Annotated in this window: 26 protein-coding genes; 24 read left to right on the top strand and 2 right to left on the bottom strand. The window is 72.2% G+C overall.

Annotated features, from left to right (window positions below):
- The first annotated feature begins 9 nt into the window (after positions 1-9).
- From nusB to ITJ69_RS08640, 12 genes are read left to right on the top strand one after another with little or no spacing between them, the layout of a single operon-like run.
- On the top strand, positions 10-462 hold the full coding sequence (nusB, locus tag ITJ69_RS08695) for a transcription antitermination factor NusB (protein WP_123294314.1): 453 nt from the start codon (positions 10-12) through the stop codon (positions 460-462).
- A 24-nt stretch (positions 463-486) separates the two neighbouring features.
- Positions 487-1,086 carry a bifunctional pyr operon transcriptional regulator/uracil phosphoribosyltransferase PyrR gene (pyrR, locus tag ITJ69_RS08690; RefSeq protein WP_111083911.1) on the top strand — a complete coding sequence of 200 codons (600 nt, stop codon included), beginning with the start codon at positions 487-489 and terminating at the stop codon, positions 1,084-1,086.
- Positions 1,086-2,045 carry an aspartate carbamoyltransferase catalytic subunit gene (locus ITJ69_RS08685; RefSeq protein WP_123294316.1) on the top strand — a complete coding sequence of 320 codons (960 nt, stop codon included), beginning with the start codon at positions 1,086-1,088 and terminating at the stop codon, positions 2,043-2,045. Before pyrR ends, ITJ69_RS08685 begins: the two co-directional genes overlap by 1 nt.
- Positions 2,042-3,400 carry a dihydroorotase gene (locus tag ITJ69_RS08680; protein WP_123294317.1) on the top strand — a complete coding sequence of 453 codons (1,359 nt, stop codon included), beginning with the start codon at positions 2,042-2,044 and terminating at the stop codon, positions 3,398-3,400. Before ITJ69_RS08685 ends, ITJ69_RS08680 begins: the two co-directional genes overlap by 4 nt.
- Positions 3,397-3,960 (top strand): hypothetical protein, encoded by a 564-nt coding sequence (locus tag ITJ69_RS08675; protein ID WP_131846507.1) that lies wholly within the window; start codon positions 3,397-3,399, stop codon positions 3,958-3,960. Before ITJ69_RS08680 ends, ITJ69_RS08675 begins: the two co-directional genes overlap by 4 nt.
- The gene (carA, locus tag ITJ69_RS08670; protein WP_123671707.1) at positions 3,957-5,156 is read left to right on the top strand and encodes a glutamine-hydrolyzing carbamoyl-phosphate synthase small subunit; all 1,200 of its coding nucleotides are present in this window, start codon (positions 3,957-3,959) and stop codon (positions 5,154-5,156) included. The genes ITJ69_RS08675 and carA overlap by 4 nt, the downstream gene beginning before the upstream one ends.
- Positions 5,156-8,449, top strand: a complete 3,294-nt coding sequence (carB, locus tag ITJ69_RS08665) for a carbamoyl-phosphate synthase large subunit (RefSeq protein WP_132100300.1) — start codon at positions 5,156-5,158, stop codon at positions 8,447-8,449. Before carA ends, carB begins: the two co-directional genes overlap by 1 nt.
- Positions 8,446-9,330 carry an orotidine-5'-phosphate decarboxylase gene (gene pyrF, locus ITJ69_RS08660; protein ID WP_323743071.1) on the top strand — a complete coding sequence of 295 codons (885 nt, stop codon included), beginning with the start codon at positions 8,446-8,448 and terminating at the stop codon, positions 9,328-9,330. Before carB ends, pyrF begins: the two co-directional genes overlap by 4 nt.
- On the top strand, positions 9,327-10,295 hold the full coding sequence (gmk, locus tag ITJ69_RS08655) for a guanylate kinase (RefSeq protein WP_416354928.1): 969 nt from the start codon (positions 9,327-9,329) through the stop codon (positions 10,293-10,295). The genes pyrF and gmk overlap by 4 nt, the downstream gene beginning before the upstream one ends.
- Positions 10,296-10,322: 27 nt before the next feature.
- Positions 10,323-10,586, top strand: coding sequence for a DNA-directed RNA polymerase subunit omega (gene rpoZ / locus ITJ69_RS08650; protein WP_114849971.1), 264 nt, complete (start codon positions 10,323-10,325; stop codon positions 10,584-10,586).
- Between the two features lie 5 nt (positions 10,587-10,591).
- Complete coding sequence (gene metK / locus ITJ69_RS08645; RefSeq protein ID WP_194672559.1) at positions 10,592-11,803, top strand: methionine adenosyltransferase; 1,212 nt, start codon at positions 10,592-10,594, stop codon at positions 11,801-11,803.
- Positions 11,804-11,811: 8 nt separating this feature from the next.
- Positions 11,812-13,818, top strand: a complete 2,007-nt coding sequence (locus ITJ69_RS08640; protein ID WP_194672558.1) for a primosomal protein N' — start codon at positions 11,812-11,814, stop codon at positions 13,816-13,818.
- 210 nt (positions 13,819-14,028) lie between these two features.
- Here ITJ69_RS08640 and ITJ69_RS08635 read toward each other — a convergent pair whose 3' ends face one another.
- The gene (locus tag ITJ69_RS08635; RefSeq protein ID WP_123339707.1) at positions 14,029-14,484 is read right to left on the bottom strand and encodes a DUF4383 domain-containing protein; all 456 of its coding nucleotides are present in this window, start codon (positions 14,482-14,484) and stop codon (positions 14,029-14,031) included.
- Between the two features lie 96 nt (positions 14,485-14,580).
- Here ITJ69_RS08635 and ITJ69_RS08630 point away from each other — a divergent pair, with 96 nt between their 5' ends.
- Together ITJ69_RS08630 and ITJ69_RS08625 are read left to right on the top strand one after the other, a co-directional pair.
- Positions 14,581-15,516: a methionyl-tRNA formyltransferase gene (locus tag ITJ69_RS08630; protein WP_123937801.1), complete on the top strand. Its 936-nt coding sequence runs from the start codon at positions 14,581-14,583 to the stop codon at positions 15,514-15,516.
- A complete protein-coding gene (locus ITJ69_RS08625) occupies positions 15,513-17,090 on the top strand; it encodes an RsmB/NOP family class I SAM-dependent RNA methyltransferase (RefSeq protein WP_228505232.1) in 1,578 nt (525 codons plus the stop codon). Before ITJ69_RS08630 ends, ITJ69_RS08625 begins: the two co-directional genes overlap by 4 nt.
- A gap of 16 nt (positions 17,091-17,106) precedes the next feature.
- Here the strand turns inward: ITJ69_RS08625 and ITJ69_RS08620 are convergent, their stop codons facing one another.
- Entirely contained in the window at positions 17,107-17,760 is a 654-nt protein-coding gene (locus tag ITJ69_RS08620; RefSeq protein WP_111083923.1) for an NAD(P)-dependent oxidoreductase, read from the bottom strand.
- A gap of 62 nt (positions 17,761-17,822) precedes the next feature.
- On the opposite strand from ITJ69_RS08620, the gene ITJ69_RS08615 reads away from it, so the two are divergent.
- The 10 genes from ITJ69_RS08615 to trpC all read left to right on the top strand — a co-directional run bounded on the left by ITJ69_RS08615 (position 17,823) and on the right by trpC (position 24,878).
- Entirely contained in the window at positions 17,823-18,425 is a 603-nt protein-coding gene (locus ITJ69_RS08615; protein WP_194672557.1) for a TetR/AcrR family transcriptional regulator, read from the top strand.
- Between the two features lie 47 nt (positions 18,426-18,472).
- Positions 18,473-19,132: a ribulose-phosphate 3-epimerase gene (rpe, locus tag ITJ69_RS08610; RefSeq protein ID WP_194647834.1), complete on the top strand. Its 660-nt coding sequence runs from the start codon at positions 18,473-18,475 to the stop codon at positions 19,130-19,132.
- 59 nt (positions 19,133-19,191) lie between these two features.
- The gene (locus ITJ69_RS08605; protein WP_111084162.1) at positions 19,192-19,455 is read left to right on the top strand and encodes a phosphoribosyl-ATP diphosphatase; all 264 of its coding nucleotides are present in this window, start codon (positions 19,192-19,194) and stop codon (positions 19,453-19,455) included.
- Positions 19,456-19,525: 70 nt separating this feature from the next.
- Positions 19,526-20,365 (top strand): ATP phosphoribosyltransferase, encoded by an 840-nt coding sequence (gene hisG / locus ITJ69_RS08600; RefSeq protein ID WP_194672556.1) that lies wholly within the window; start codon positions 19,526-19,528, stop codon positions 20,363-20,365.
- A complete protein-coding gene (gene hisF / locus ITJ69_RS08595; protein ID WP_323743070.1) occupies positions 20,362-21,147 on the top strand; it encodes an imidazole glycerol phosphate synthase subunit HisF in 786 nt (261 codons plus the stop codon). Before hisG ends, hisF begins: the two co-directional genes overlap by 4 nt.
- 43 nt (positions 21,148-21,190) lie before the next feature.
- A complete protein-coding gene (hisI, locus tag ITJ69_RS08590; protein WP_131879622.1) occupies positions 21,191-21,637 on the top strand; it encodes a phosphoribosyl-AMP cyclohydrolase in 447 nt (148 codons plus the stop codon).
- On the top strand, positions 21,634-23,178 hold the full coding sequence (locus ITJ69_RS08585; protein WP_194672555.1) for an anthranilate synthase component I: 1,545 nt from the start codon (positions 21,634-21,636) through the stop codon (positions 23,176-23,178). The genes hisI and ITJ69_RS08585 overlap by 4 nt, the downstream gene beginning before the upstream one ends.
- Entirely contained in the window at positions 23,175-23,840 is a 666-nt protein-coding gene (locus ITJ69_RS08580) for a Trp biosynthesis-associated membrane protein (protein WP_123339700.1), read from the top strand. The genes ITJ69_RS08585 and ITJ69_RS08580 overlap by 4 nt, the downstream gene beginning before the upstream one ends.
- Positions 23,837-24,076 (top strand): HGxxPAAW family protein, encoded by a 240-nt coding sequence (locus ITJ69_RS08575; RefSeq protein ID WP_159571188.1) that lies wholly within the window; start codon positions 23,837-23,839, stop codon positions 24,074-24,076. The genes ITJ69_RS08580 and ITJ69_RS08575 overlap by 4 nt, the downstream gene beginning before the upstream one ends.
- Positions 24,077-24,092: 16 nt before the next feature.
- Entirely contained in the window at positions 24,093-24,878 is a 786-nt protein-coding gene (trpC, locus tag ITJ69_RS08570) for an indole-3-glycerol phosphate synthase TrpC (protein WP_194672619.1), read from the top strand.
- The last annotated feature ends 24 nt before the right edge of the window (positions 24,879-24,902 follow it).

Genomic DNA, 24,902 nt, shown 5'->3' with positions numbered 1-24,902 from the left:
GACGTCCGTATGAGTGCTCGTTCGAAGGCCCGCAAGCGCGCCCTCGACATGCTGTACGTGGCCGAGGTGCGTGAGCTCCCGATCACGGACGTCCTGGCGACCGAGACCGTCCGTCACCTGGACCAGCCCGAGCGTGCCTCGAGCTGGGACTACGCACGGCAGATCGTGACGGGCGTCGATGACGCCCGCCACGAGATCGACTCCGTCATCATCGACCACGCCCAGGGGTGGTCGATCGCCCGGATGCCGGTCCTCGACCGCTGCATCCTGCGGATGGCCGTCTGGGAGCTCCGGTTCAACCCGGAGGTGCCGGACGCCGTCGCGATCGCCGAGGCCGTCGAGCTCGCCCAGTCGCTCTCGACCGAGGACTCCGCGGGCTTCGTGAACGGTGTCCTCGGAGCCGTCGCCGGCGGTCGTGCACCGTCCGGTCGGACGGTCGCAGGGGACCAGGAGTCCCGCTAGGCTTGTGCACGTCAGCATCCTTTAATGCCGTCCAGTGAGGCGGGGAAGGGGGTCGACGTGGGTACCAGAACGGTCCTGCAGCAACCCGACATCACGCGCGCTCTGACGCGCATCGCACACGAGATCCTCGAGGCCAACCACGGCGGCTCGGACCTCGTCCTCCTGGGCATCCCGACCCGGGGCGCCGTGCTCGCCGAACGGCTGGGCCGCGTCCTGGCGGACATCGAGCCCGAGTGGCAGTCCGCGCGGGCGGGCATCGGATCCGAACGGGTCGGCACGCTCGACGTGACCATGCACCGGGACGACCTCGGGCACGGCATCGGTCGTGCCCCGCACCGCACGGTCATCCCCGCCGGTGGCATCGACGGCAAGGTCGTCGTGCTCGTCGACGACGTCCTGTACTCCGGTCGCACGGTCCGGGCAGCGCTCGACGCCCTGCAGGGGATCGGCCGGCCGCGCGCCGTCCGGCTCGCCGTGCTCGTCGACCGCGGCCACCGCGAGCTGCCGATCCGCGCGGACCACGTGGGCAAGAACCTGCCGACCGCCTCGGACGAGCGGGTCACCCTGCACCTGTCCGAGACCGACGGCGACGACACCGTGTTCATCGAGCAGGGGGTGGCGTGATGCGGCACCTGCTCTCCACCGCCGACCTGTCACGCGACCAGGCCGTGCACATCCTCGACGTCGCCGAGGAGATGGCCGAGGTCAACACGCGCGAGGTCCGGAAGCTCCCGGCCCTGCGCGGCAAGACCGTCGTGAACCTGTTCTTCGAGGACTCGACCCGCACGCGCATCTCGTTCGAGGCCGCGGCGAAGCGCCTGTCGGCCGACGTCATCAACTTCGCGGCCAAGGGCTCGAGCGTCTCCAAGGGTGAGTCCCTCAAGGACACCGTGCAGACCCTCGGCGCGATGGGCATCGACGGCATCGTGATGCGGCACGGCTCGTCCGGTGCGCCGCGCGTGCTCGCCGACGCCGACTGGATCGACGTCCCCGTGGTGAACGCCGGCGACGGCACGCACGAGCACCCGACGCAGGCGCTGCTCGACGCCTTCACCATGCGCCGTCGCCTGCACGGTGCCGGCTCACGTGGACAGGGCCTCGACGGGGTCCGGGTCCTGATCGTCGGCGACGTGCTGCACAGCCGCGTCGCCCGGTCGAACGCGTGGCTGCTCCGGACCCTCGGCGCGAGCGTGACCTTCGCCGCACCGCCGACGCTCCTGCCCGCCACCACGACCCCGTTCGGGGCCGCGGTGCACCACGACCTCGACGCCGCCCTGGCCGAGGACCCGGACGTCGTCATGACGCTCCGGATCCAGCAGGAGCGGATGGACGACGCGTTCTTCCCGAACCCGCGCGAGTACACGCGGCACTGGGGCCTGACGGCTGCGCGGTTCGCGCGACTGTCCGAGCGCACACTGATCATGCACCCCGGTCCGATGAACCGCGGGCTGGAGATCGCCGGCGTCGCTGCCGACGACCCCCGTTCCACCGTGGTCGAGCAGGTCGAGAACGGCGTCTCGGTCCGCATGGCGGTCCTCTACCTGGCCCTGACCGGCACCGAACCGAAGGAGTCCGCAGCATGACCGCTCACCTGATCCGCGGCGCGCAGCTGGTCGACGGCTCGCGCGCCGACATCCGACTGCAGGACGGCCGCATCACGGCGATCGGGTCCGGTGTGGACGCGAGCGGTGCCACGGTCGTCGACGCCGACGGGCTCATCGCCCTGCCGGGTCTCGTCGACCTGCACACCCACCTGCGCGAGCCCGGCCACGAGGAATCCGAGACGGTCCTCACCGGCTCGCGCGCCGCGGCGGCCGGAGGCTTCACCGCCGTCAACGCGATGGCGAACTCGAGCCCGGTCGCCGACACCGCCGGGGTCGTCGAGCAGGTGCAGGCACTCGGCGACGACGCCGGCTACGTCACGGTCCGCCCGATCGGCGCGGTGTCGCAGGGGCTGCAGGGCACGCACCTGTCCGAGATCGGTGCCATGGCGACGAGCAGGGCGAAGGTCCGGGTCTTCTCGGACGACGGCTCGTGCGTGTCCGACCCGCTCCTCATGCGTCGCGCACTCGAGTACATCAAGGGCTTCGGTGGGGTGCTCGCGCAGCACGCGCAGGAACCCCGACTCACCATCGGCGCGCAGATGAACGAGGGCCGCCTGTCGTCGGAGCTCGGGCTGGCGGGCTGGCCGGCCGTGGCGGAAGAGGCGATCATCGCCCGCGACGTCCTGCTCGCCGACCACGTGGGCGCGCGGCTGCACGTCTGCCACGTGTCGACCGCCGGCAGCGTCGAGGTGATCCGCTGGGCCAAGTCCCGCGGCATCGACGTCACCGCCGAGGTCACCCCGCACCACCTCGTGCTCACCGAGGATCTCATCGCCGGGCACGACGGCGCCCCCGGGTACGACGCCCGCTACAAGGTGAACCCGCCGCTCCGGGCCCGCGAGGACGTCGACGCCCTGCGCGCAGCCCTCGCCGACGGCACCATCGACATCGTCGCGACCGACCACGCACCGCACACCGCCGAGGCGAAGTGCTGCGAGTGGCCCGCGGCGGCGAACGGCATGGTCGGCCTCGAGTCGGCGCTCAGCGTCGTGCAGTCCGCCGTCGTCGCGTCGGGCCAGCTCGACTGGGCCGACGTCGCCCGGGTCCTGTCCGAGGCGCCGGCACGCATCGGCCAGGTCGAGGGCCACGGTCAGCGCATCACCGAGGGCGCGCCCGCCGAGATCACGCTCTACGACCCGACGGCCAGCCGCGAGTTCGCGGTCGCCGACCTCGCCGGACAGTCGCAGAACTCGCCGTACCTCGGCATGACGCTGCCCGGCCGGGTCGTCGCCACGTTCCACCTGGGCGCGCCGACGGTGCTCGACGGCCGCCTCGTCGACGCCGACACCGTCGCCGCGCACGCCGCGGCGCTCCGGACGGGGGCGCGCGCATGAGCGGCGACGCCGCGCGCTGGTTGCTCGGCGGGGTGATCCTGCTCGCGGTGGCCGCGCTGTTCGTCGCCATGGCGCGCACCTGGCGGACGCGGACCAGGAAGCAAGCGGAATCCGTGCCTCCCGTCCCCGTCCCGACCACGATCGGACCGGCAGTCGGGTCCTGGGACGGTTTCTCCGTCGCGACGACCCGTGCCGACCAGCCGCTGGAACGCATCACCGCCGGCGGACTCGGGTTCCGGGGTCGCGGCGGCGTGCGCGTCCACGCGACCGGTGTGGTCCTGCGACTCGCCGGCGCGGACGACCGCTGGATCGCACGTGCTGCGGTCCGCGGTGCCGACCGCTCGACGTGGGCGATCGACCGGGTGGTCGAGCCCGGGGGACTGGTCCGTCTGCGATGGACGGCGACCGGCGCCGCAGGTGCGACGGACCTCGACACGTACTTCCGGTTCCCGGAGGGCGACGCAGCCGCGCTGCTCGCCCTGCAGGGACTGACCGAGACCGGGCCGCAGGCGACTGCGGCCGATGCCCCGCGAACCGCGGGCGAAGGGAAGAAAGCATGACACGCGAACGGGCCGTCCTGGTCCTCGAAGACGGCACCCGGTACGACGGCTGGGCCTACGGCGCCCGCGGGCGCACGCTCGGCGAGGTGGTCTTCGCGACCGGCATGACCGGCTACCAGGAGACGCTGACCGATCCGTCCTACGCCGGGCAGATCGTGGTGCAGACCGCGCCGCACATCGGCAACACCGGGGTCAACGACGAGGACCCCGAGTCCCGTCGCATCTGGGTCGCCGGGTACGTGGTGCGCGACCCCAGCCGCGTGGTGTCGAACCACCGCGCGAATGCGTCGCTCGACGACCACCTGGTGCGCGACGGCATCGTCGGGATCTCCGGCATCGACACCCGCGCCCTCACGCGCCGGATCCGCGACGCCGGCGCCATGAAGGGCGGCGTGTTCAGCGGCGCCGATGCGCAGCTGTCGGAGTCGGAGCAGCTGGACGCCGTCCGGTCGCAGGCCACGATGGCCGGCGCGAGCTTCTCGGCGATCGTGTCCACCCCGGAGACCTACGTGGTGCCCGCCGAGGGCGAGCAGATCGGCCGGCTGGCCGTGCTCGACCTGGGCGTGAAGGCGTCGACCACCCGCTACCTCGCCCAGCGCGGGTTCGAGGTGCACGTCGTCCCGCAGGACATCTCCGCGGCGGCGCTCGAGGAGCTCGCACCGGACGCCCTGTTCTACTCGAACGGCCCCGGCGACCCCGCCGCGTCGGACGCCCAGGTCGAACTGCTGCAGGGCAGCCTGCGGACCGGGCGCCCGTTCTTCGGCATCTGCTTCGGCAACCAGCTGCTCGGCCGCGCGCTCGGCTTCGGCACCTACAAGCTGCCCTTCGGTCACCGCGGCATCAACCAGCCGGTGCTCGACACCACCACGGGCAAGGTCGAGATCACGAGCCAGAACCACGGCTTCGCGGTCGACGCTCCCCTGGGGCAGGTCCTCGAGTCGCCGGCCGGGTTCGGCCGCGTCGAGGTCTCGCACTACTCGCTGAACGACGACGTGGTCGAGGGCCTGCGGGCGCTCGACGTGCCCGCGTTCAGCGTGCAGTACCACCCCGAGGCCGCCGCTGGTCCGCACGACAGCATGTACCTCTTCGACCGGTTCGCGGACCTGGTGCGCGCGCGACGTGACGGGGAGCCGCTCGACGCGGCCACCGCCGACGCGACCACTCCCGCAGCAGACATCACCAAGGAAGCGAACTGATGCCCAAGCGCGCAGACATCAACTCCGTCCTCGTCATCGGTTCCGGCCCGATCGTCATCGGTCAGGCCGCCGAGTTCGACTACTCCGGCACCCAGGCGTGCCGTGTCCTCCGCGCCGAGGGCGTCCGGGTCATCCTCGTCAACCCGAACCCGGCGACGATCATGACCGACCCCGACTTCGCCGACGCGACCTACATCGAGCCGATCACGAACGCGTGCCTCGAGGAGATCATCCGCATCGAGAAGCCGGACGCCGTCCTGCCGACGCTGGGCGGCCAGACCGCCCTGAACGCGGCGATCGCGCTCGACGAGGCCGGCATCCTCGAGAAGCACGGCGTCGAGCTCATCGGTGCCAAGGTGGACGCCATCCAGCGCGGTGAGGACCGCCAGCTCTTCAAGGAGCTCGTGCTCGAGTCCGGCGCCGACGTGGCCCGGAGCCACATCGCCCACACGCTGGAAGAGGCGAAGGAGTTCGCGAAGGACCTCGGCTACCCGCTCGTCGTCCGCCCGTCCTTCACCATGGGTGGTCTCGGCTCGGGCTTCGCGTACGACGAAGCCGAGCTCGTCCGCTTCGTCGGCGACGGGCTGCAGTCCAGCCCGACGACCGAGGTCCTGCTCGAGGAATCGATCCTCGGCTGGAAGGAGTACGAGCTCGAGCTGATGCGCGACAACTACGACAACACCGTCGTCATCTGCTCCATCGAGAACGTCGACCCGGTCGGCGTGCACACCGGCGACTCGATCACCGTCGCCCCGGCGCTCACGCTCACCGACCGCGAGTACCAGAACATGCGCAACATCGGCATCGACATCATCCGTCGCGTCGGTGTCGACACCGGTGGTTGCAACATCCAGTTCGCCGTCGACCCGTCGAACGGCCGCCTGATCGTCATCGAGATGAACCCGCGCGTCTCCCGCTCGTCGGCGCTGGCCTCGAAGGCCACGGGCTTCCCGATCGCGAAGATCGCCGCGAAGCTCGCCATCGGGTACCGCCTGGACGAGATCCAGAACGACATCACGAAGGTGACCCCGGCCAGCTTCGAGCCGACGCTCGACTACGTGGTCGTGAAGACCCCGCGCTTCGCGTTCGAGAAGTTCCCCGCGGCGGACGCCACGCTCACCACGACGATGAAGAGCGTCGGCGAGGCGATGGCCATCGGCCGCAACTACGCGACGGCGCTGCAGAAGTCGCTGCGCTCGCTCGAGAAGCGCGGCTCGAGCTTCCACTGGGACACCCCGGCGGCGGAGCTCGACAAGGACGCCCTGCTCGCGAAGTCGTCCATCCCCACCGACGGCCGGATCGTCACGGTGCAGCAGGCCCTGGTCGCCGGCGCCACCGCTGCCGAGGTCTTCGAAGCCACGAAGATCGACCCGTGGTTCATCGACCAGATCGTGCTCATCAACGAGGTCGCCGCCGAGGTCGCGGCTGCCGACGAGCTCGACGCGGACACCATCCGCTGGGCCAAGGAGCACGGCTTCAGCGACACCCAGATCGCGGCGCTGCGCAGCACCCCGGAGCACCCGGTCAGCGAGCAGCAGGTCCGCGACGACCGGCACGCCCTCGGCATCCGTCCCGTCTTCAAGACCGTCGACACCTGCGCCGGCGAGTTCCCTGCCCTGACGCCGTACCACTACTCGTCGTACGACGCCGAGACCGAGGTGGTCGCGAGCGACCGCAAGAAGGTCGTCATCCTGGGCTCCGGCCCGAACCGCATCGGTCAGGGCGTCGAGTTCGACTACTCCTGCGTACACGCGTCCTTCGCGCTGAGCGACGCCGGGTTCGAGACGATCATGATCAACTGCAACCCCGAGACGGTCTCCACCGACTACGACACCTCGGACCGCCTGTACTTCGAGCCGCTCACGGCCGAGGACGTCCTCGAGGTCATCGAGGCCGAGGCGGCGTCGGGCGAGCTCGTCGGCGTCGTCGTGCAGCTCGGCGGGCAGACCGCCCTGGGCCTGGCGAAGCCGCTCGAGGCGGCGGGGATCCCGATCCTCGGCACCAGCCCGACGGCGATCGACTCCGCCGAGGAGCGCGGCCAGTTCTCCGCCATCCTCGACGCCGCGGGGCTGCTCGCGCCGCGCAACGGCACCGCCCACGACCTGGCGAGCGCGACCGCCGTGGCCGAGGAGATCGGCTACCCGGTGCTCGTCCGCCCGTCCTTCGTGCTCGGCGGCCGCGGCATGGAGATCCTGTACGACTCCCCGTCGCTCGCCGACTACTTCGACCGGATGGCCGACCAGGCGATCATCGGCCCGGAGCTCCCGCTGCTCGTCGACCGGTTCCTGGACGACGCGGTGGAGATCGACGTCGACGCGCTCTTCGACGGTGAGCGGCTCTACATCGGCGGCATCATGGAGCACCTGGAAGAGGCCGGCATCCACTCCGGTGACTCCGCGTGCACCCTGCCCCCGGTCGGCCTCGGCCGCGCCGAGATCCAGGGCGTCGTCGACGCGACCGAGAAGATCGCCCGCGGCATCGGCGTGCAGGGCCTGCTCAACGTCCAGTTCGCCATCGGCGCCGGCGTGCTCTACGTCCTCGAGGCGAACCCGCGCGCCAGCCGCACGGTCCCGTTCGTCTCGAAGGCGCTCGGCATCGCGCTGGCCAAGGCCGCGTCGCGCATCATGACCGGCACGAGCGTCGACGAGCTCGTCGCCGAGGGCATGCTGCCGGCCCGCGACGGGGCGTTCGTCCCGATGGAGGCCCCGGTCGCCGTCAAGGAGGCCGTCCTGCCCTTCCGCCGCTTCCGCACCCGCGAGGGCCAGGTCGTCGACTCGGTGCTCAGCCCCGAGATGCGCTCCACCGGCGAGGTCATGGGCATCGACCGCGACTTCCCACGGGCGTTCCTCAAGTCGCAGGACGCCGCGTACGGCGGCCTGCCGACCAGCGGCACGGTCTTCGTGAGCGTCGCGGACACCGACAAGCGCGCCATCGTGCTGCCGGTGCACCGCCTGCAGCAGCTGGGCTTCACGATCATCGCGACCGAGGGTACGGCGGAGATCCTCCGCCGCAACGGCATCGAGGTCGGCATCGTCGGCAAGTACAGCCAGGGCGGCGAGAGCGTCGTCGACCTGCTGACGCGCAACGAGGTCGACATCGTCATCAACACGCCGTCGGGTGCCGCCGGTCGTGCGGACGGGTACGAGATCCGTGCGGCCACGGTCGCAGCGGACAAGCCGCTGTTCACGACGATCGCGCAGATCGGTGCGGCGGTCGCGGCGATCGAGACGATCGGCACGCCGCTCAACGTCCGGAGCCTGCAGGACTACGCGCGGGAGCGCGCCACCTGGTGAGCGAGGGGCAGACGGGAGGCCCGGCCTCCTTCGGTGATCGGCTCGCGTCCGCGATGCGCGAGCGTTCACCGCTCTGCGTCGGCATCGACCCCCACGCCACCACCCTGGCGGCGTGGGGGCTCGGCCGCGACGAGCAGGGCCTGACGGCCTTCGGCGCGGCCCTGGTCGACGCGGCCGCCGGCCGCGCGGCGATCGTGAAGCCGCAGATCGCGTTCTTCGAGGCGGCGGGGGTGGCGGGTTACCGCGCGCTCGACGCGACGATCCGTCGTGCACGTGATGCGGGCCTCCTGGTCGTCGCCGACGTGAAGCGGGGCGACATCGGGTCGACCGGTGACGACTACGCACTCGCGTGGCTCGACCGTGACGGGCCGTTCGCGGCCGACGCGATGACGGTGTCGCCGTACCTGGGCTACGGCTCGCTCAGCGGGACGGTCGACGTCGCTCGGCGGAACGGTGCCGGGGTCTTCGTGCTCGCCGCGACGAGCAACCCGGAGGCGCGGGTGCTGCAGACCGCGGTCCTGGCGGAGGGCCCGCGTGCCGGGCGGTCCGTGGCTGCCGGTATCGTCTTGGACGTGGCAGACGACAACCGGGCCGCGGGCGACCAGGCCCTCGGCGACGTCGGGCTCGTGCTCGGCGCGACCCTTCACCTCGACGACTTCGGCATCGACGCGGACGCGATCGGCACCGCGCCGGTGCTCGCCCCGGGCTTCGGTGCCCAGGGCGCCCGGATCGAGGACCTCCGTGCGCTGTACGGTGCGCGCGCCGAGCAGGTGCTCGTCAGCGAGTCGCGCGGTCTGCTGACCGACGGTCCGGACGGGGTCACGGCACTCGTGTCCGACCGCGCCGACCGGATCCGCGCGGCACTCGGGGCCGCAGCATGACCACCGACGGTGACCGCACCGACGGCGACCGCACCGAAGGCGACCGCACCGACGGCACCGAACTGCCGGCCCACCGCACGCCACCGGAGGTCGACCGCGTCGCGGCGGCCCAGGCAGCGGTCGCCGCGCGACGCGCCCGGGCCGCGGTGAAGTCCCAGGTCGCGTCGGGGGAGCGCTCGGCACTCGAGGTCGCTCGATCGGCATGGGACGACGCCCTCGTCGACACGACCTCGGCGGAGCGCTCGCTCCGGGTGCGCGACCTGCTCGTCAGCCTGTCCGGCATCGGTCCGGCGCGTGCCGAGTCGATCATGGGCACCCTGCGCATCGCGCCGTCGAAGCGCCTCGGGGGCCTCGGCACCCGGCAGCGCACGGCCCTGGCCGACTGGCTCGCCGCGCGCGGTCGCAAGCGCGGTGCCTCGAAGCTCGTCGTCCTCGCCGGGCCGACCGCCGTCGGCAAGGGAACGGTGAGCGCGTACATCCGCGAGCAGTACCCGGACGTGAACCTCAGCGTCTCCGCCACGACCCGGAAGCCCCGCCCGGGCGAGGTCGACGGCGTGCACTACTACTTCGTGGACGACGCCGAGTTCGACCGGATGATCCGCGAGCGCGAACTGCTCGAGTGGGCCACGGTGCACAACTCGTACCGGTACGGCACCCCGCGGCCGCCGATCGACCGAGCGCTCGACGCCGGCGAGCGGGTCATGCTCGAGATCGACCTGCAGGGTGCTCGCCAGGTCCGTGACGCCATGCCCGAGGCCGTGCTCGTGTTCCTGCTGCCCCCGACGTGGGAAGAACTGGTGCGTCGACTCATCGGCCGCGGCACCGAGTCGCCCGAGGAACAGGCGCGTCGACTCGACACCGCGAAGGTCGAACTGGCCGCCCAGGACGAGTTCGACGTCCGCATCGTGAACTCCGATGTCGGCACCGCGGCACGACAGGTCGTAGACTTGTTCTCTGCGCCCTGACGGGTGCACCGACGACGAGGAGACTCCATGGCCAACCCCCAGGGCATCATCGACCCGCCCATCGACGACCTGCTCAGCAAGGTCGAGTCGAAGTACGCGCTCGTCATCTTCGCTTCCAAGCGCGCGCGTCAGATCAACGACTACTACGCCGACCTGCACGAGGGCTCGCTCTTCGACAACGTCGGCCCGCTCGTCGACTCGACGATCGACGACAAGCCGCTGTCCGTGGCTCTCCACGAGATCAACGAGGACAAGCTCACCGTCACCAAGCAGCAGCAGCCCTCCGACTGATCCCGGTGACTGCAGCTGCTCTGCGCCTCTTCACGTCCGAGTCGGTGACCGAGGGGCACCCCGACAAGATCTGCGACCAGATCTCGGACAGCATCCTCGACGCACTGCTCACGGTGGACCCGCACGCTCGGGTCGCCGTCGAGACGATGGTGACGACCGGCCTCGTGCACGTCGCCGGCGAGGTCACGACCTCGGGCTACGTCGAGATCCCCAAGCTCGTCCGTGACGTCATCACGGGCATCGGCTACAACTCGTCGGACGTCTCCTTCGACGGCGCCACGTGCGGCGTCGAGGTGTCGATCGGTGCGCAGTCGCCGGACATCGCGCAGGGCGTCGACGAGTCGCTCGACTCCCGCACCGGCGCGGTCGACCCGCTCGACCGTCAGGGTGCCGGCGACCAGGGCATCATGTTCGGCTTCGCGACGAACGAGACCCCCGAGTACATGCCGGTCGCGATCTGGCTGGCGCACCGCCTGGCCGAGCGTCTGGCCGCCGTGCGCAAGTCCGGCGAGCTGGCGTTCCTGCGCCCGGACGGCAAGACGCAGGTCACCGTCGGTTACGACGGCGTCGTGCCGAAGACCGTCGAGACCGTCGTCCTGTCGACGCAGCACTCGCCGAGCGTCACGCTGGAGCAGCTCACCGCCGAGATCACCGAGCACGTGATCCGTCCGGTGCTCGACCTCGTCGACCTCGACTCCTCGCACGTCGACGTCATCGTCAACCCGACGGGTCGCTTCGAGATCGGTGGCCCCCAGGGCGACGCCGGACTCACCGGCCGCAAGGTCATCGTCGACACGTACGGCGGGGCCTCCCGTCACGGTGGCGGCGCGTTCAGCGGCAAGGACCCGTCGAAGGTCGACCGCTCGGCGGCGTACGCGCTGCGCTGGGTCGCGAAGAACGCGGTCGCCGCGGGCCTCGCCGACCGGATCGAGGTGCAGGTCGCCTACGCGATCGGCCGCGCGAAGCCCGTCGGACTCTACGTCGAGACCTTCGGCACCGGACACGTCGACGACGCCACCATCGAAGCCGCGATCCGCCAGGTCTTCGACCTGCGTCCGGCCGCGATCATCCGCGACCTCGACCTGCTCCGTCCGATCTACGCGCAGACCGCGACGTACGGACACTTCGGCCGCGAGCTCCCCGGGTTCACCTGGGAGCAACTCGACCGCGTCGAGGAACTCCGCGCCGCCGCAGGGCTCGTCACCGCCGCCGTCTGAGGCACCGCGTGACCACCGTCGCGCGCGTCGTCCTCGACTCGCCGCTCCCGCAGTTGGACCGTCTGTTCGACTACCGGGTGCCGGCCGAGCTCGAGGACGACTGCGTGCCGGGCGTCCGCGTGAAGGTCCCGCTCCGCACCGGGGCCCGGATGTCCGACGGCTACGTCGTCGAGATCGTCGACGAGGGCGACTACCCGGGTGAGCTCAGCGCGATCGAGACCCTGGTGTCACCCGTCCCGGTCCTGGCGCCGGAGATCTGGAAGCTCGCCCGCGCCGTGGCCGACCGTGCCGCCGGTGTGGCGTCCGACGTCCTGCGCCTGGCCGTGCCGACCCGCCAGGTCCGCGCCGAGAAGGCCTGGCTCGCGCGGGACACCTCGTGGTCCCCGCCCCCGGTGTCCGCACCGCCGGTGACCGGCTACACCCCGGGCATGCTCGAAGGCGTGATCGCCGAGCACGATCGCGCTGCGGTCGCGGCCGTTCCCCACCCCGTGGCGCTGGCCGGGCCCACCAGCGACGAGAGCGACGGCGACTCCGATCCGATCTGGGTGCCCGGCTGGGCCGCCACCCTCGCCCAGGCCGCCGCCCACACGCTGGCGAGCGAGCAGTCCGCCGTCATCGCCGTCCCCGACTTCCGCGACGTGATCGACCTCGAGCGCGCGCTGCTTGCAGTGCTGCCGCCGGAACGGGTCGTGCGCTTCGACGCCAAGCAGACGAACGGACAGCGGGCCAAGGCACTCCTGCGGGCGCGGACGCACCCCGTCGTCGCGATCGGCAACCGGACGGCGGTGTACGCACCGGCCACGGATCTCGGGCTCATCGCGATGTGGGACGACGGCGACGCCTCGTTCATCGAGCAGCGCGCGCCGTACGTGCACACGCGTGACGTCGCCCTCGTGCGGGCGGCGCAGTCGGGCGCCGCACTGCTGTTCGTCTCGCACGCCCGCAGCACCGACGTGCAGCGGCTCGTCGAACTGCACTGGCTGCAGGACGTCACGCCGTTCCGGGTGAAGACCCCGAAGGTCATCCCGACCGTGCAGCAGACCTCGGCCGAGGGGTACGCCGCGCAGGCACGCATCCCGAGCTCTGCCTGGCGTGCCGCGCGCGAGGCCAGCCAGCACGGCCCGGTGCTCGTGCAGGTCGCGAGCCCCGGGTTCGGCACCGGACTCGTCTGCGCGGAGTGCGGTGAGCGGGCGCACTGCCGGATCTGCGGCGGTCCGCTCGGCAGTCCGCACCGCGGTGCCACGCCGCAGTGCCGGTTCTGCGGTGCCCTCGCGGTGGGGTTCCGCTGCCCGACGTGCGGCAACGGCACCGTGAAGCCCGTGGGACAGGGCGCCCAACGCACCGCGGACGAACTCGGGCGGGCGTTCCCCGGCACCCGGATCGTGGTGGCCGACGGCTCACGCCCGCTCGACGAGGTCCCCGCGCGGCCCTCCGTCGTCGTCGCGACCCGTGGCGCCGAGCCGAGCGTGCCCGGGGGCTACGCGTGCGTCCTGCTGCTCGACGGCGAGAAGATGCTCGCGCGCGAAGGACTGCGCGTGCAGGAGGACGTGCTCCGGTTCTGGACGAACGCCGCCGCGAAGGGTGCTCCCGGGGCCGAGGCGTACCTGGTCGGCATCGGCGGTAAGCTCGCGACGGCGATGGCGCTCTGGCGGCTCGACGGTCCCGCGCACGACGAACTCACCGACCGGCGCGAACTGCACTTCCCGCCGGCGGTCCGCGTCGCGACGATGACCGGCACCGACGAGGCCGTCACCGCCGCGGTCGGGGCCCTCGAGGGGGCGACCGCGGGCCCGGTGCTCGGCCCGGTCCCCGTCGAGGACGACGCCCTGCCGGGCACGGTCCGGGCGATCGTGCGGTTCCCGTACGCCCACGGTGCCGAGGTCGCGGCGACCCTGAAGGCCGAGGTCATCCGGCGGTCGTCGACCCGGCGGGTGCTGAAGGGCGGCAACCGGCGTCGGGCGGCACCGACGCTGCGGGTCCGGCTCGACGACGCCGAACCCTTCAGCGAGGTCTGACCCGCACCGGCCGTCGGGGCGGGGCCTCCGTGGCGGAGTTGCGCCGCGCCTCCCGGGCCGTGTGCGTTCGCACCTTGCGACGTTCCACGCGTCGATCACCTCGTGTTCTGTCGGCCGATGCGCACGCACCCGATGCGTGTGCACCTTCCGACGAACCACGCGTCGATCAACGAGTGGTTCGTCGCGAAACGAGTCCGCCGCGCAGCAGCGTCAGGCGCGCACGGCCCGCCCGCCGACGCGCGGGAACACCACGCCGAGCGCGACCATCCCGACCGCGAGCACGAGGTGCAGCCAGTTGTCCGCCCAGTTCAGCGGCACGAAGTTCGCGCCGAACGAGTGCCCGGCGGTGAACAGCCCGTAGACCCAGAGCACGAAGTAGACGACCCCGCCGAGCACCAGGTACATCCGCGACCCGGTGGCGTACCCCGCCGCGAGCACCCCGACGACCCCGAACAGCAGGTGCACGACGTTGTGCAGCACCGACACCTGGAAGACCCCGAGCAGCATCGCCATCGACCCGTGGCCGGCACCCGCGAGCGAGCCGGACGTCAGCCCGGGCACGAACCCGGCGATGCCGACGAGCAGGAACACGACGCCGACGAGCAGCGCGACCTTCTGGATGCTGGACCCTGCGAAGCGGTCGGTGGACGTGGTGACGTCGGACATGGGAACCCCTCTCGTACTGTGCCGCAGACCGTACCCACCCGGCGCGGGCCCGGTTCGGGTCAGTCCACCGAGCGCGCGCGTGGGAGGATCGAACCCATGCGTCTCGTCGTCGCCGGCAGCCCCGCTGCGGCCGTCCCCACCCTCCGCCGTCTGGCGGCGTCCGACCACGAGATCGCCGCGGTCCTCACGCGTCCGCCGACACCGCAGGGCCGGAAGCGCGTGCTGACGCCGACGCCGGTCGCGCAGGTCGCCGCGGAGCTCGGGCTGCCCGTCATCGAGGCGAGCCGCGTCGACGACGACGTCACCGCGCGCATCGCTGCGCTCGACGTCGACCTCGGTGTCATCGTCGCCTACGGCGCGTTGCTCCGCCGTCCCGCGCTCGACGCCCCGCGCCTCGGCTGGGTCAACCTGCACTTCTCCGACCTGCCGGCGTACCGCGGCGCCGCGCCGGTCCAGCGGGCCGTGATGGCGGGGGACACCCGCACCGCCGCGTCGGTCTTCCAGCTCGTCGAGGCGCTCGACGCCGGCCCGGTGTTCGCGGCGGACCCGTTCGAGATCGACCCGGAGGCGACCGCCGGCGAGGTCCTCGCCGCCATGGCGGAGTCCGGTGCCGAGACCGTCGCCCGGGTGGTCGACGCCATCGCCGCCGGCACGGCCGTCGCGACCGAGCAGACCGGCGAGCCGACGCTCGCGCCGAAGACGACCATCGACGACGGGCGCATCGACTTCGACGCTCCGGCGGCGGTCGTGCACGCCCGTCTGCGCGGGGTCACCCCCGAGCCCGGCGCGTACGCCCACCTCGGCGAGACCCGCGTGAAGCTGCTCCGCAGCAACCGTCTGACAGGAGGCCCCGCGGACCCCGCCCCGCAGCTCGCGCCCGGTGCGCTGGCACTCCACGGCGGTCGGCTGCTGGTCGGGACCGGTGACACTCCGCTGGCGCTGCTCGAGGTGCAGCCGGCCGGCAAGAAGGCGATGGACGCCGCAGCCTGGGCCCGTGGCCTGGGCGAACTGGACGGGAAGGTCCTCGCATGAGCCAGCCGACGAACACCCGGGGCGCCCGCCGCGGTCCCCGTCCCGCGAACGCCCGTCGTGTCGCGTTCGACGTGCTCCGCGCCGTGCAGGTCGACGACGCGTACGCGAACCTGCTGCTGCCGACACGCATCCGTCGTGCCGGCCTCACCGCGCGCGACGCCGCGTTCGCCACCGAGCTCACCTACGGCTCGATCCGGATGCTCGGTCGCTACGACGTCATCATCGCGCTGGCGTCGGGTCGTCGGCCGGAGAACATCGAGGCCGACGTCCTCGACGTGATGCGGCTCGGCGCCCACCAGCTGCTCGCCATGCGCACCCCGACGCACGCCGCGGTCGACGCCACGGTCGAGCTCGCCCGCGAGGTCGGTGCCCGCCGTGCCACCGGCTTCGTGAACGCCGTGATGCGCAAGATCGCCGCGCGCACCGACGACGAGTGGGACGCGCAGATCACCGAGGGCCGTGGTGGCGACGCCCTGCTCGCCACGCGGTGGTCGCACCCGGTCTGGGTCGTCTCGGCACTGCGCGACGCCCTCGCCGCCGAACGCTCCCGCGACGAGCTCGCCGCCCTGCTCGCCGCCGACAACGCCGCGCCCCGGGTGCAGCTCGCGGCGCTGCCCGGGCTCGCCACCGACGAGGACATCGCCACCGCGACCACGCGCACGGTGCCCGACGACGACGACGCAGACGCCGATGCCGCGTTCGCCGACGCGACCGGCGCGGCGGACGTGCCGGCGACCCTGGTGCCCGCCGACGACGAACCGGAGGCCGACGGCGCGACCGGCACCGTGCCTCCCGTCCGGACCGCCGACCCCGTGCCGGCCGCCGACGCCCTGCCGGTCTCGCCCGTCGGGATCCGGGGCATCTCCGGTGACCCCGCGCGCGTGCCGGGCGTCGCTGCCGGGCGCCTGCGCGTGCAGGACGAGGGCTCGCAGCTCGCCGCCCTCGCGCTGAGCCGGTCGTCCGAGGTCCGCGAGGGCGAGCGCTGGCTCGACATGTGCGCCGGCCCCGGCGGCAAGGCCGCGCTGCTCGCCGCCGAGGCGCAGCAGGGCGGCGCGACCCTCGTCGCGAACGAACTCGTGCCGGCGCGTGCCGGACTCGTTCGGAACGCCCTCGGGGTGTTCGGCGACCACGTCCGCGTCGTCGAGGGCGACGCCCGGCGCTACGGCCGCGACGGCACCGGGATGACCTTCGACCGCATCCTGCTCGACGCGCCGTGCACCGGCCTCGGCGCCCTGCGCCGGCGTCCGGAAGCACGCTGGCGGAAGACCCCCGAGGACGTCCAGGAGCTCGCGGCCCTGCAGACCGAGCTGCTCGACGCCGCGGTCCGGGTGCTCGCACCGGGCGGGACGCTCGCGTACGTCACGTGCTCGCCGCACCTGGCCGAGACGCGCGGGCAGGTCGACGCGCTGATGGGGCGGCACGGGGGAGTCCTCGAGCAGCTCGACACCGCGACGATCGTCCGGGGGGTCGCCGCGCGCGACCCGCAGATCGCGGACGGCAACACGGCGCAGCTGTGGCCGCACCGGGTCGGCACGGATGCGATGTTCATCGCGTTGTTCCGTCGCGTCGGCTGAGCGGGTCGCCCGGCGTTCAAGCCGCGCGCCGGTAGGCGCTGCCGTCGCACGTGTGCACGGCCGTGTCGTCGAACAGCGCCCGCAGGTTGTACGCGGCGCAGTCCCGGAACGTGCCGATGCTGATCCACCGCGCCGACCGGCGGAGCTCGCCCTTCGTGGGACCGTCCGAGCCGATACCGGCCCGGTGGACGGTCCAGGCGATGTCCTGCGCTTCGGCGTCGAGGTAGCGCATGACCGCCTCGTTGTCCGCGTGCTGGCCGAGGTAGTCCCGCGCGAGCGTCGACCGGACGACGCGGAGCACGGGGGCGAGCCGCTTGCCGGGCGGGGCGCTCAGCCCGCCGGCCTGGTACAGCAGGCGCCGGGTGCCGTTCCGGCGCATGGCCGGCACGAGGGCGCGGACGAACTGCGTGTTGACAGGTCGCTCGCGTTGCGCGGCGACGTCCCCGAGCATCACGACCACGCCCGTCACGCCGTCGAGCAGTGCGTCGAGGTCGAGGTCGTCGGTGACCGAGCCCTGCACGACCTGCAGGTCGTCGTGCTGGACGGCCAGCTTCGACGGCGTCCGGACGACGGCGCGGACGCGATGACCGGCGTCGAGCGCGAGCCGGGTGAAGTGCTGGCCGGTCTGGCCGGTCGCGCCGAACACGAGGAGGGTCTGATCTGCAGGCATCTGGTCAAAGTAGGCGTCGCCTATAAAATAGTCAATGCCTAGTTCGGGTTTAAGATGTCCTCATGACCGAGCGGCCCTTCCACCACGGGAACCTGCGGGCGGTGCTGCTCGACGAGGCCGTCGCGGTGCTGCGGGAGTCCGGGGTCGACGGACTCTCGCTCCGCGACCTCGCCCGGCGTGCCGGGGTCAGTCACGGCGCCCCCCGGAGTCACTTCGTCGATCGTCAGGCACTCCTCGACGCCCTCGCCGAACTCGGCTTCGACCGCCTGACCGCTGCCGTGCGCCGGGCGTTGTCCGGTGCCGACGGGCTGGAGGACCGGTTCCGCCGGGTCGCCCTGGCGTACGTGGACTTCGCGATCGACGACGCCGCGCTGATGGACCTCATGTTCCAGGCGAAGACGACCGGCCGCCCCGGGCCGGTGCAGGCGGCCGCGGAGTCGCTGTTCGCGGTGCTCGAGGGTGCCGTGGGAACCGCGGCGGCAGGCGACGACGGTGCAGACGCCCGACTCCTCTTCAAGCTCCTGTTCGCGGCGACCATGCAGGGGATCGCCACGCTGGTCGTCTCGCGCCGGATCGACCGGGCGCAGGGCGAGCGGCTCGTCGACGCCGCGCTCGGGACGATGCTCGGCTCGGAGCTCGGCACCCGGGTCGTCGGCGCCCGCTGACGTCGCCGCGGAGCGGTCCGGCGCACACGCGCCGGTAGGCTTGCCCGGTGACGATCCGCATCTCGCCGAGCATCCTGTCCGCCGACTTCGCGAACCTCGAGCGTGAACTCCACCGCATCGAGACCGCCGACCTGGTGCACGTCGACGTGATGGACAACCACTTCGTGCCGAACCTGACGCTCGGGCTGCCGATCGTCGAGCGCCTGCAGCAGGTCTCCCCGGTGCCGCTCGACGTCCATCTCATGCTCACCGACGCCGACGTCAACGCACCGAAGTACGCCGAGACCGGTGCGTCGAGCGTGACGTTCCACTTCGAGGCCGCGGACGACCCCGTGGCCACGGCCGCCGCGATCCGCTCGAACGGCGCCCGCGCGGCCGTCGCGGTGAAGCCGGGCACCCCGATCACGCAGGTGCTGCACCATCTCGACGCCTACGACATGATCCTGCTCATGACCGTCGAGCCCGGCTTCGGCGGGCAGTCGTTCATGCCGTCCGTGATGCCGAAGCTCGCCGACGCCCGTGCGGCGGTCGACGCCTCGGGACTCGACGTGTGGCTCGAGGTCGACGGCGGCATCTCGGTGGACACCGTGCCCGAGGCCGTGCGCAGCGGCGCCGACACGCTCGTCGCCGGGTCGGCCGTGTACGGCGGTGAGCCCGCCGCGCGGATCACGGACCTGCGCGAAGCGGCCGCGCGGGCGCGGGCATGAGCGCGACCCGTCCGGACGGTACGTCGGCAGCGTCAGCGGAGACCGGTAGCCTGGACCGCGTGAAGACGTTCGACGACCTGTTCCAGGAGCTCACCGAGAAGGCGCGCACGCGCCCCGAGGGCTCCGGCACCGTCGCCGAACTGGACGCCGGCGTGCACCAGATCGGCAAGAAGATCGTGGAAGAAGCGGCCGAGGTCTGGATGGCGGCCGAGTACGAGGGCGACGAGCGCACCTCGGAGGAGATCTCGCAGCTCGTGTACCACCTGCAGGTCCTCATGGTGGCGAAGGGGCTGTCCCCGGCGGACATCTGGCGACATCTGTAGGGCGCGCTCGGGCACTGCCCGTGCACCGACCTCGATCCGCCACGACCCCGACCAGAAAGCAGACTCCCTGATGCTCCGCATCGCCGTGCCCAACAAGGGTTCCCTGTCCGAGACCGCGTCCGACATGCTGCGCGAGGCCGGGTACGCCGGTCGCCGCGACCCGAAGGCGCTGCACCTGCTCGACGAGCGCAACGGCGTCGAGTTCTTCTTCCTCCGCCCGCGGGACATCGCGACCTACGTCGGCTCCGGCGCACTCGACGTCGGGATCACCGGCCGCGACCTGCTGCTCGACTCCGGTTCCGAGGCGCACGAGGTCGACGCGCTCGGCTTCGCCGACTCCACCTTCCGCTTCGCCGGCGCGCCCGGCAGGTACAGCACCCTGCAGGACCTCGACGGCGTCCGCGTCGCCACGAGCTACCCGGGCCTGGTCGGCGACTTCCTCGCCCGCCACGGGGTGACGGCGACGCTCGTCAAGCTCGACGGGGCGGTCGAGAGCGCGGTGCGTCTCGGTGTCGCCGACGCCGTGGCCGACGTGGTGTCGACGGGCAGCACGCTGCGGCAGGCCGGCCTCGAGATCTTCGGTCCGGTCATCCTCGAGTCGACCGCGCTGCTGGTGTCGACCGACGAGACGATCCCGGGCATCGACGTGCTCCGCCGTCGACTGCAGGGCGTGCTCGTCGCCCGCGGCTACGTCATGCTCGACTACGACATCCCCACCGCGCTGCTCGAGCAGGCGACGGCCGTCGCCTCCGGCATCGAGTCGCCGACGGTCTCGCCGCTGCACGGCCGCGACTGGTCCGCGGTGCGCGTGATGATCCCGCGCGACGACGCGAACCTCATCATGGACGCCCTGTACGACCTCGGTGCCCGCGCCATCCTCGTCAGCCCGATCCACGCGGCCCGGCTGTGACCGCGGCAGCCACGGCGCCGGGCGGCGTGGCCGTCCGCGTCATCCCGTGCCTCGACGTCAAGGCCGGCCGGGTCGTCAAGGGCGTGAACTTCCTCGACCTGCAGGACGCCGGTGACCCGGTCGAGCTCGCCGCGCGCTACTACGAGCAGGGCGCCGACGAGCTGACCTTCCTCGACGTCGGTGCCACGGTCGAGAACCGCGCCACGATGTACGACACGGTCACCCGCACCGCCGAGCAGGTCTTCATCCCGCTCACGGTGGGTGGTGGCGTCCGTTCCGTCGACGACGTGTCCCGCCTGCAGCAGTGCGGCGCGGACAAGATCGGCGTGAACAGCGCCGCGATCGCCCGGCCCGACCTCGTCGGCGAGATCGCCGACCGGTTCGGCGCGCAGGCCGTGGTGCTGTCGCTCGACGTCAAGCGCTCCGACCGGACCGCGTCCGGCTTCGTGGTCACCACGCACGGCGGCCGCACGGAGACCGACATCGACGCGATCGCGTGGGCGCGCGACGCCGTCGAGCGGGGTGCGGGGGAGCTGCTCGTCAACTCCATCGACGCGGACGGTACGAAGAACGGGTTCGACCTCGAGCTCGTCGCCGCGGTGCGGTCGGTCGCGCGGGTCCCGGTCATCGCCTCGGGAGGCGCGGGTCGGGTCGACCACTTCGCCCCCGCCGTCGACGCGGGTGCGGATGCCCTCCTCGCCGCGTCCGTCTTCCACCGTGGCGAGATGACGGTGGGCGACGTCAAGGCCGCGCTGCGCGCGACCGGCCACGCCGTCCGCTGAACCGCCGCCGCCCGCTGATCCGCCGCCGTAGGCTAGGAGTCTCATGACCGACAGCACCAGCACCGACACCGACGCGGTCCTCGACCGCGCACGTTTCGGTGCGGACGGGCTGCTCCCCGCCATCGTGCAAGAGGAGTCGTCGAAGGACGTCCTCATGCTCGGGTACATGGACCGGGAAGCGCTCCGCCGCACCCTCACCGAGGGGCGCGTGACCTTCTGGTCGCGGTCGCGGAACGAGTACTGGCGGAAGGGCGACACGTCGGGGCACGCGCAGTACGTGCGCGACGCGGCGTTCGACTGCGACGCCGACACCCTGCTCGTCACCGTGCAGCAGGTCGGTGCCGCGTGCCACACCGGGGCGCACCGCTGCTTCGACGTCGATCCGCTCGCGCCCACGACGGCGTCAGCCCCGACCGGCACAGCGGCGTCGGCGCCGACGGACGCGACCATGTCTGCCCCGGCCGACACGGCAGTGGAGGCGACCCGATGACGACCGCGACGATCTCCGATGCGCCGCACACGACCTCCCGGCCGGAGTTCGACGCCCTGCTGAGCGACCACCGCGTCGTCCCGGTGGTGCGCGCGCTCTACGCCGACAGCGAGACGCCGGTGGGTGTCTACCGGAAGCTCGCCGACGGCCGGCCCGGGTCGTTCCTGCTGGAGTCCGCGGGCCAGGGCGGCCTCTGGTCGCGCTGGTCGTTCGTCGGTGTGCGCAGCTTCGGCGTCCTCACGCAGGAGGGCGACCGTGCCGCCTGGATCGACACCGGCATCGACGCCGAACGTGCGGTCGGCTCACTCGACGGCGAACCGCTCGAGGTCCTGGCACGCCTGCACGAGCGCTGGGCCACCCCGCGGGTGCCCGGCTCCCCGCCGCTCGTCGGCGGGACGGTCGGGTTCATCGGGTGGGAGGCCGTGCGCCAGCTCGAGCACCTGCCGAACGTGCCGCCGGCCGACTTCGACGTGCCCGGACAGGCACTGTCCTTCGTCTCCGAGCTCGTCGCGCTCGACCACCGCACGGGGCTCGTCCTGCTCGTCGCGAGCGTGCTGAACGACGGCACCGACGACGCCGACACGCTCTGGTCCGACGCGCAGCGCCGCCTCGACCGCCTGCAGGCCGACCTCGTCCAGCCGAGCGACGCGACCGTCGCCGAGGCGTTCGAGATCGCCGAGCCGACGCCGACGCACCGTTCCACGCCGGACGAGTACATGGCCGCGGTGGAGCGCTCGAAGGAGTTCATCCGCGACGGCGACGTGTTCCAGGTCGTGATCTCGCAGCGCTTCGACCACGAGGTGACCGCCGACCCGCTCGACGTGTACCGGGTCCTCCGGACGTTGAACCCGAGTCCGTACATGTACTTCCTGGCCCTGGCGGACACCGCCGACGAGCGGTACTGGATCGTCGGCGCCTCGCCGGAGGCCCTGGTGAAGGTGCAGTCCGGCCGCGCCATCACGCACCCGATCGCCGGGTCGCGTCCACGTGGTGCGACCCCGGAAGAGGACGTCCGCTTCGGCGACGACCTGCTCGACGACCCGAAGGAACGCGCCGAGCACCTGATGCTCGTCGACCTGGCCCGCAACGACCTGCAGAAGGTCTGCGAGCCCGGTACCGTCGCGGTCACCGAGTTCATGACGGTCGAGCGCTTCAGTCACATCATGCACCTGGTGTCGAGCGTCGAGGGTGCGGTGCGTCCGGGGATGTCCGCCATCGACGTGTTCCGGGCGACGTTCCCGGCCGGCACCCTGTCCGGTGCGCCGAAGCCCCGCGCGCTGGAGATCATCGACGAGCTCGAGCCGGCGAAGCGCGGTGCCTACGCCGGTGTCGTCGGCTACTTCGACTTCGCCGGTGACGCGGACATCGCGATCGCGATCCGCACCGCCCTGATCAAGGACGGCGTGGCACGGGTGCAGGCCGGTGCCGGCCTGGTGGCGGACTCCGACCCGGCCACCGAGCACGAGGAGACCATCAACAAGGCGGCGGCACCCCTGCGGGCCGTGGCCACGGCGAACCGGATGCGCGAGGTGCGCTCGTGAAGCGCTCGCGCCCGATCGTCGTCGTCGCCGGACTGCTCGTCGCCGGCATCATCATGCTCGCGTGGACGCAGACCTGGTTCACCGTGGACCTGCACGCCGGTGCGGCAGTCACCTCGACGGTCGACGCCGACGGGGCCGCGGTCGTGCCGCAGTACACCGCCCTGGCGATCGCGAGCCTGGCCCTGTTCCTCGCGATGACCATCGCCGGCCGGGTGCTGCGCATCGTGCTCGCGTGCGTCGAGATCCTGCTCGGACTCGGCGTCGTGGTCAGCGGCATCACCGCACTCGGTGACCCGGTCGCCGCGGCGAAGGGTGCCGTCGGCGCGGTGGCCGGGGTCAGCGACCTGACCGCCGTGCGCCGCGTCGTGTCCGGCGTCGACGTGTCGCTCTGGCCGGCCGTCGGCATCGCCGGTGGGGTCCTGGCCGTCCTGCTCGGTGTCGTCGTCATCGTGGTGCAGCGTGCGTGGCCCGGTCCGAGCCGGAAGTACGGCGCGGCGACCGCGGGAGCCGCCGCCGACGCCCGCGCCGCAGCCCCGGTCGTGCGCGACGCCGTCGTGGACTGGGACGACCTCAGTGCTGGGGTCGACCCGACCGACGGCACGGTAGGATCGGATGGGCGTCGGTCGACCGACGACGCCGGAGCAGAACGAGGAGCACCGTGAGCAACACTGAGCCCGCAGAACTCGGCGAAGGCCACTCGCCGGCCGCCTGGACCGCCGTCGTGATCATGCTGATCGGATTCGCGGCAGGCACGCTGTTCTTCTGGTTCGACCAGCCGTGGGGCGTCTGGGTCTCCGCTGCCGTCGTCGTCATCGGTCTGGTCATCGGCGCGGTCATGGCCAAGGCCGGCTACGGCGTGAACGGCCCGAAGTACGTCGCCAAGCACCACGCCGAGTAGGACTCGCATGCCGAACGTGCTCGAGACCCTCGTCGCGGGCGCGCTCGAGGACGCCGCCGCCCGTCGTGTCGACCGCCCGTACTCGGACGTCGAACGCGACCTCGACCGGGTGGCGTCGCCGCTCGACGCCCTCGCGTTCCTCGCCCCGGGCGACCGGGTGAAGATCCTCGCCGAGGTCAAGCGCGCCAGCCCGTCCCGTGGCTCGATGGCCCCCATCGAGGACCCGGCCGCCCTCGCTGCCGACTACGAGCGCGGTGGCGCGTCGACGATCAGCGTCCTGACCGAGGGGCGCAAGTTCCTCGGCAGTCTCGCCGACCTCGAAGCCGTCAAGGCCCGCGTGGGCATCCCCGTGCTGCGCAAGGACTTCATCGCCGACCCGTACCAGGTCGTCGAGGCCCGAGCTGCCGGCGCCGACGTCGTGCTGCTCATCGTGGCCGCGCTCGAGCAGCAGCAGCTGGTCGAGCTCCACACGCTGGCCGAAGAGCTCCACATGCGCGTGCTGGTCGAGGCGCACTCCGCCGACGAGGTCTCCCGTGGCCTCGACGCCGGTGCGCGGATCCTCGGCGTCAACGCGCGCGACCTCACCGACTTCTCGCTCGATCGCGACCTCTTCGGGTCGCTCGCCGACCGCATCCCCGACGGGGTCGTGCGCGTCGCCGAGTCCGCCGTCGCAGGTCCCGCCGACGTCGCCCACTACCGCGCAGCGGGTGCCGACGTCGTCCTGGTCGGGGAAGCGCTCGTCACGGGTGCCGACCCCGCCACCACCCTCGCGTCGTTCATCGAGGCCGCCGACCGCGGCTGAACGTTCCACCCGTCCGACCATCGG

The sequence above is a fragment of the Curtobacterium sp. VKM Ac-2887 genome (assembly GCF_015350935.1).
In the GTDB taxonomy this organism is placed as follows: Bacteria; Actinomycetota; Actinomycetes; order Actinomycetales; family Microbacteriaceae; genus Curtobacterium.
Note: the sequence above shows the minus strand (reverse complement) of the source record. Positions and strands in the feature narration are given on the sequence as shown.

Bases quoted from the DNA above. Each gene is read 5' to 3' on its own strand.
- nusB (WP_123294314.1), top strand. From the start codon at position 10: ATGAGTGCTCGTTCGAAGGCCCGCAAGCGCGCCCTCGACATGCTGTAC.
- pyrR (WP_111083911.1), top strand. From the start codon at position 487: ATGCCGTCCAGTGAGGCGGGGAAGGGGGTCGACGTGGGTACCAGAACG.
- ITJ69_RS08685 (WP_123294316.1), top strand. From the start codon at position 1,086: ATGCGGCACCTGCTCTCCACCGCCGACCTGTCACGCGACCAGGCCGTG.
- ITJ69_RS08680 (WP_123294317.1), top strand. From the start codon at position 2,042: ATGACCGCTCACCTGATCCGCGGCGCGCAGCTGGTCGACGGCTCGCGC.
- ITJ69_RS08675 (WP_131846507.1), top strand. From the start codon at position 3,397: ATGAGCGGCGACGCCGCGCGCTGGTTGCTCGGCGGGGTGATCCTGCTC.
- carA (WP_123671707.1), top strand. From the start codon at position 3,957: ATGACACGCGAACGGGCCGTCCTGGTCCTCGAAGACGGCACCCGGTAC.
- carB (WP_132100300.1), top strand. From the start codon at position 5,156: ATGCCCAAGCGCGCAGACATCAACTCCGTCCTCGTCATCGGTTCCGGC.
- gmk (WP_416354928.1), top strand. From the start codon at position 9,327: ATGACCACCGACGGTGACCGCACCGACGGCGACCGCACCGAAGGCGAC.
- rpoZ (WP_114849971.1), top strand. From the start codon at position 10,323: ATGGCCAACCCCCAGGGCATCATCGACCCGCCCATCGACGACCTGCTC.
- ITJ69_RS08635 (WP_123339707.1), bottom strand. From the start codon at position 14,484: ATGTCCGACGTCACCACGTCCACCGACCGCTTCGCAGGGTCCAGCATC.
- ITJ69_RS08630 (WP_123937801.1), top strand. From the start codon at position 14,581: ATGCGTCTCGTCGTCGCCGGCAGCCCCGCTGCGGCCGTCCCCACCCTC.
- ITJ69_RS08625 (WP_228505232.1), top strand. From the start codon at position 15,513: ATGAGCCAGCCGACGAACACCCGGGGCGCCCGCCGCGGTCCCCGTCCC.
- ITJ69_RS08620 (WP_111083923.1), bottom strand. From the start codon at position 17,760: ATGCCTGCAGATCAGACCCTCCTCGTGTTCGGCGCGACCGGCCAGACC.
- ITJ69_RS08615 (WP_194672557.1), top strand. From the start codon at position 17,823: ATGACCGAGCGGCCCTTCCACCACGGGAACCTGCGGGCGGTGCTGCTC.
- hisG (WP_194672556.1), top strand. From the start codon at position 19,526: ATGCTCCGCATCGCCGTGCCCAACAAGGGTTCCCTGTCCGAGACCGCG.
- hisI (WP_131879622.1), top strand. From the start codon at position 21,191: ATGACCGACAGCACCAGCACCGACACCGACGCGGTCCTCGACCGCGCA.
- ITJ69_RS08585 (WP_194672555.1), top strand. From the start codon at position 21,634: ATGACGACCGCGACGATCTCCGATGCGCCGCACACGACCTCCCGGCCG.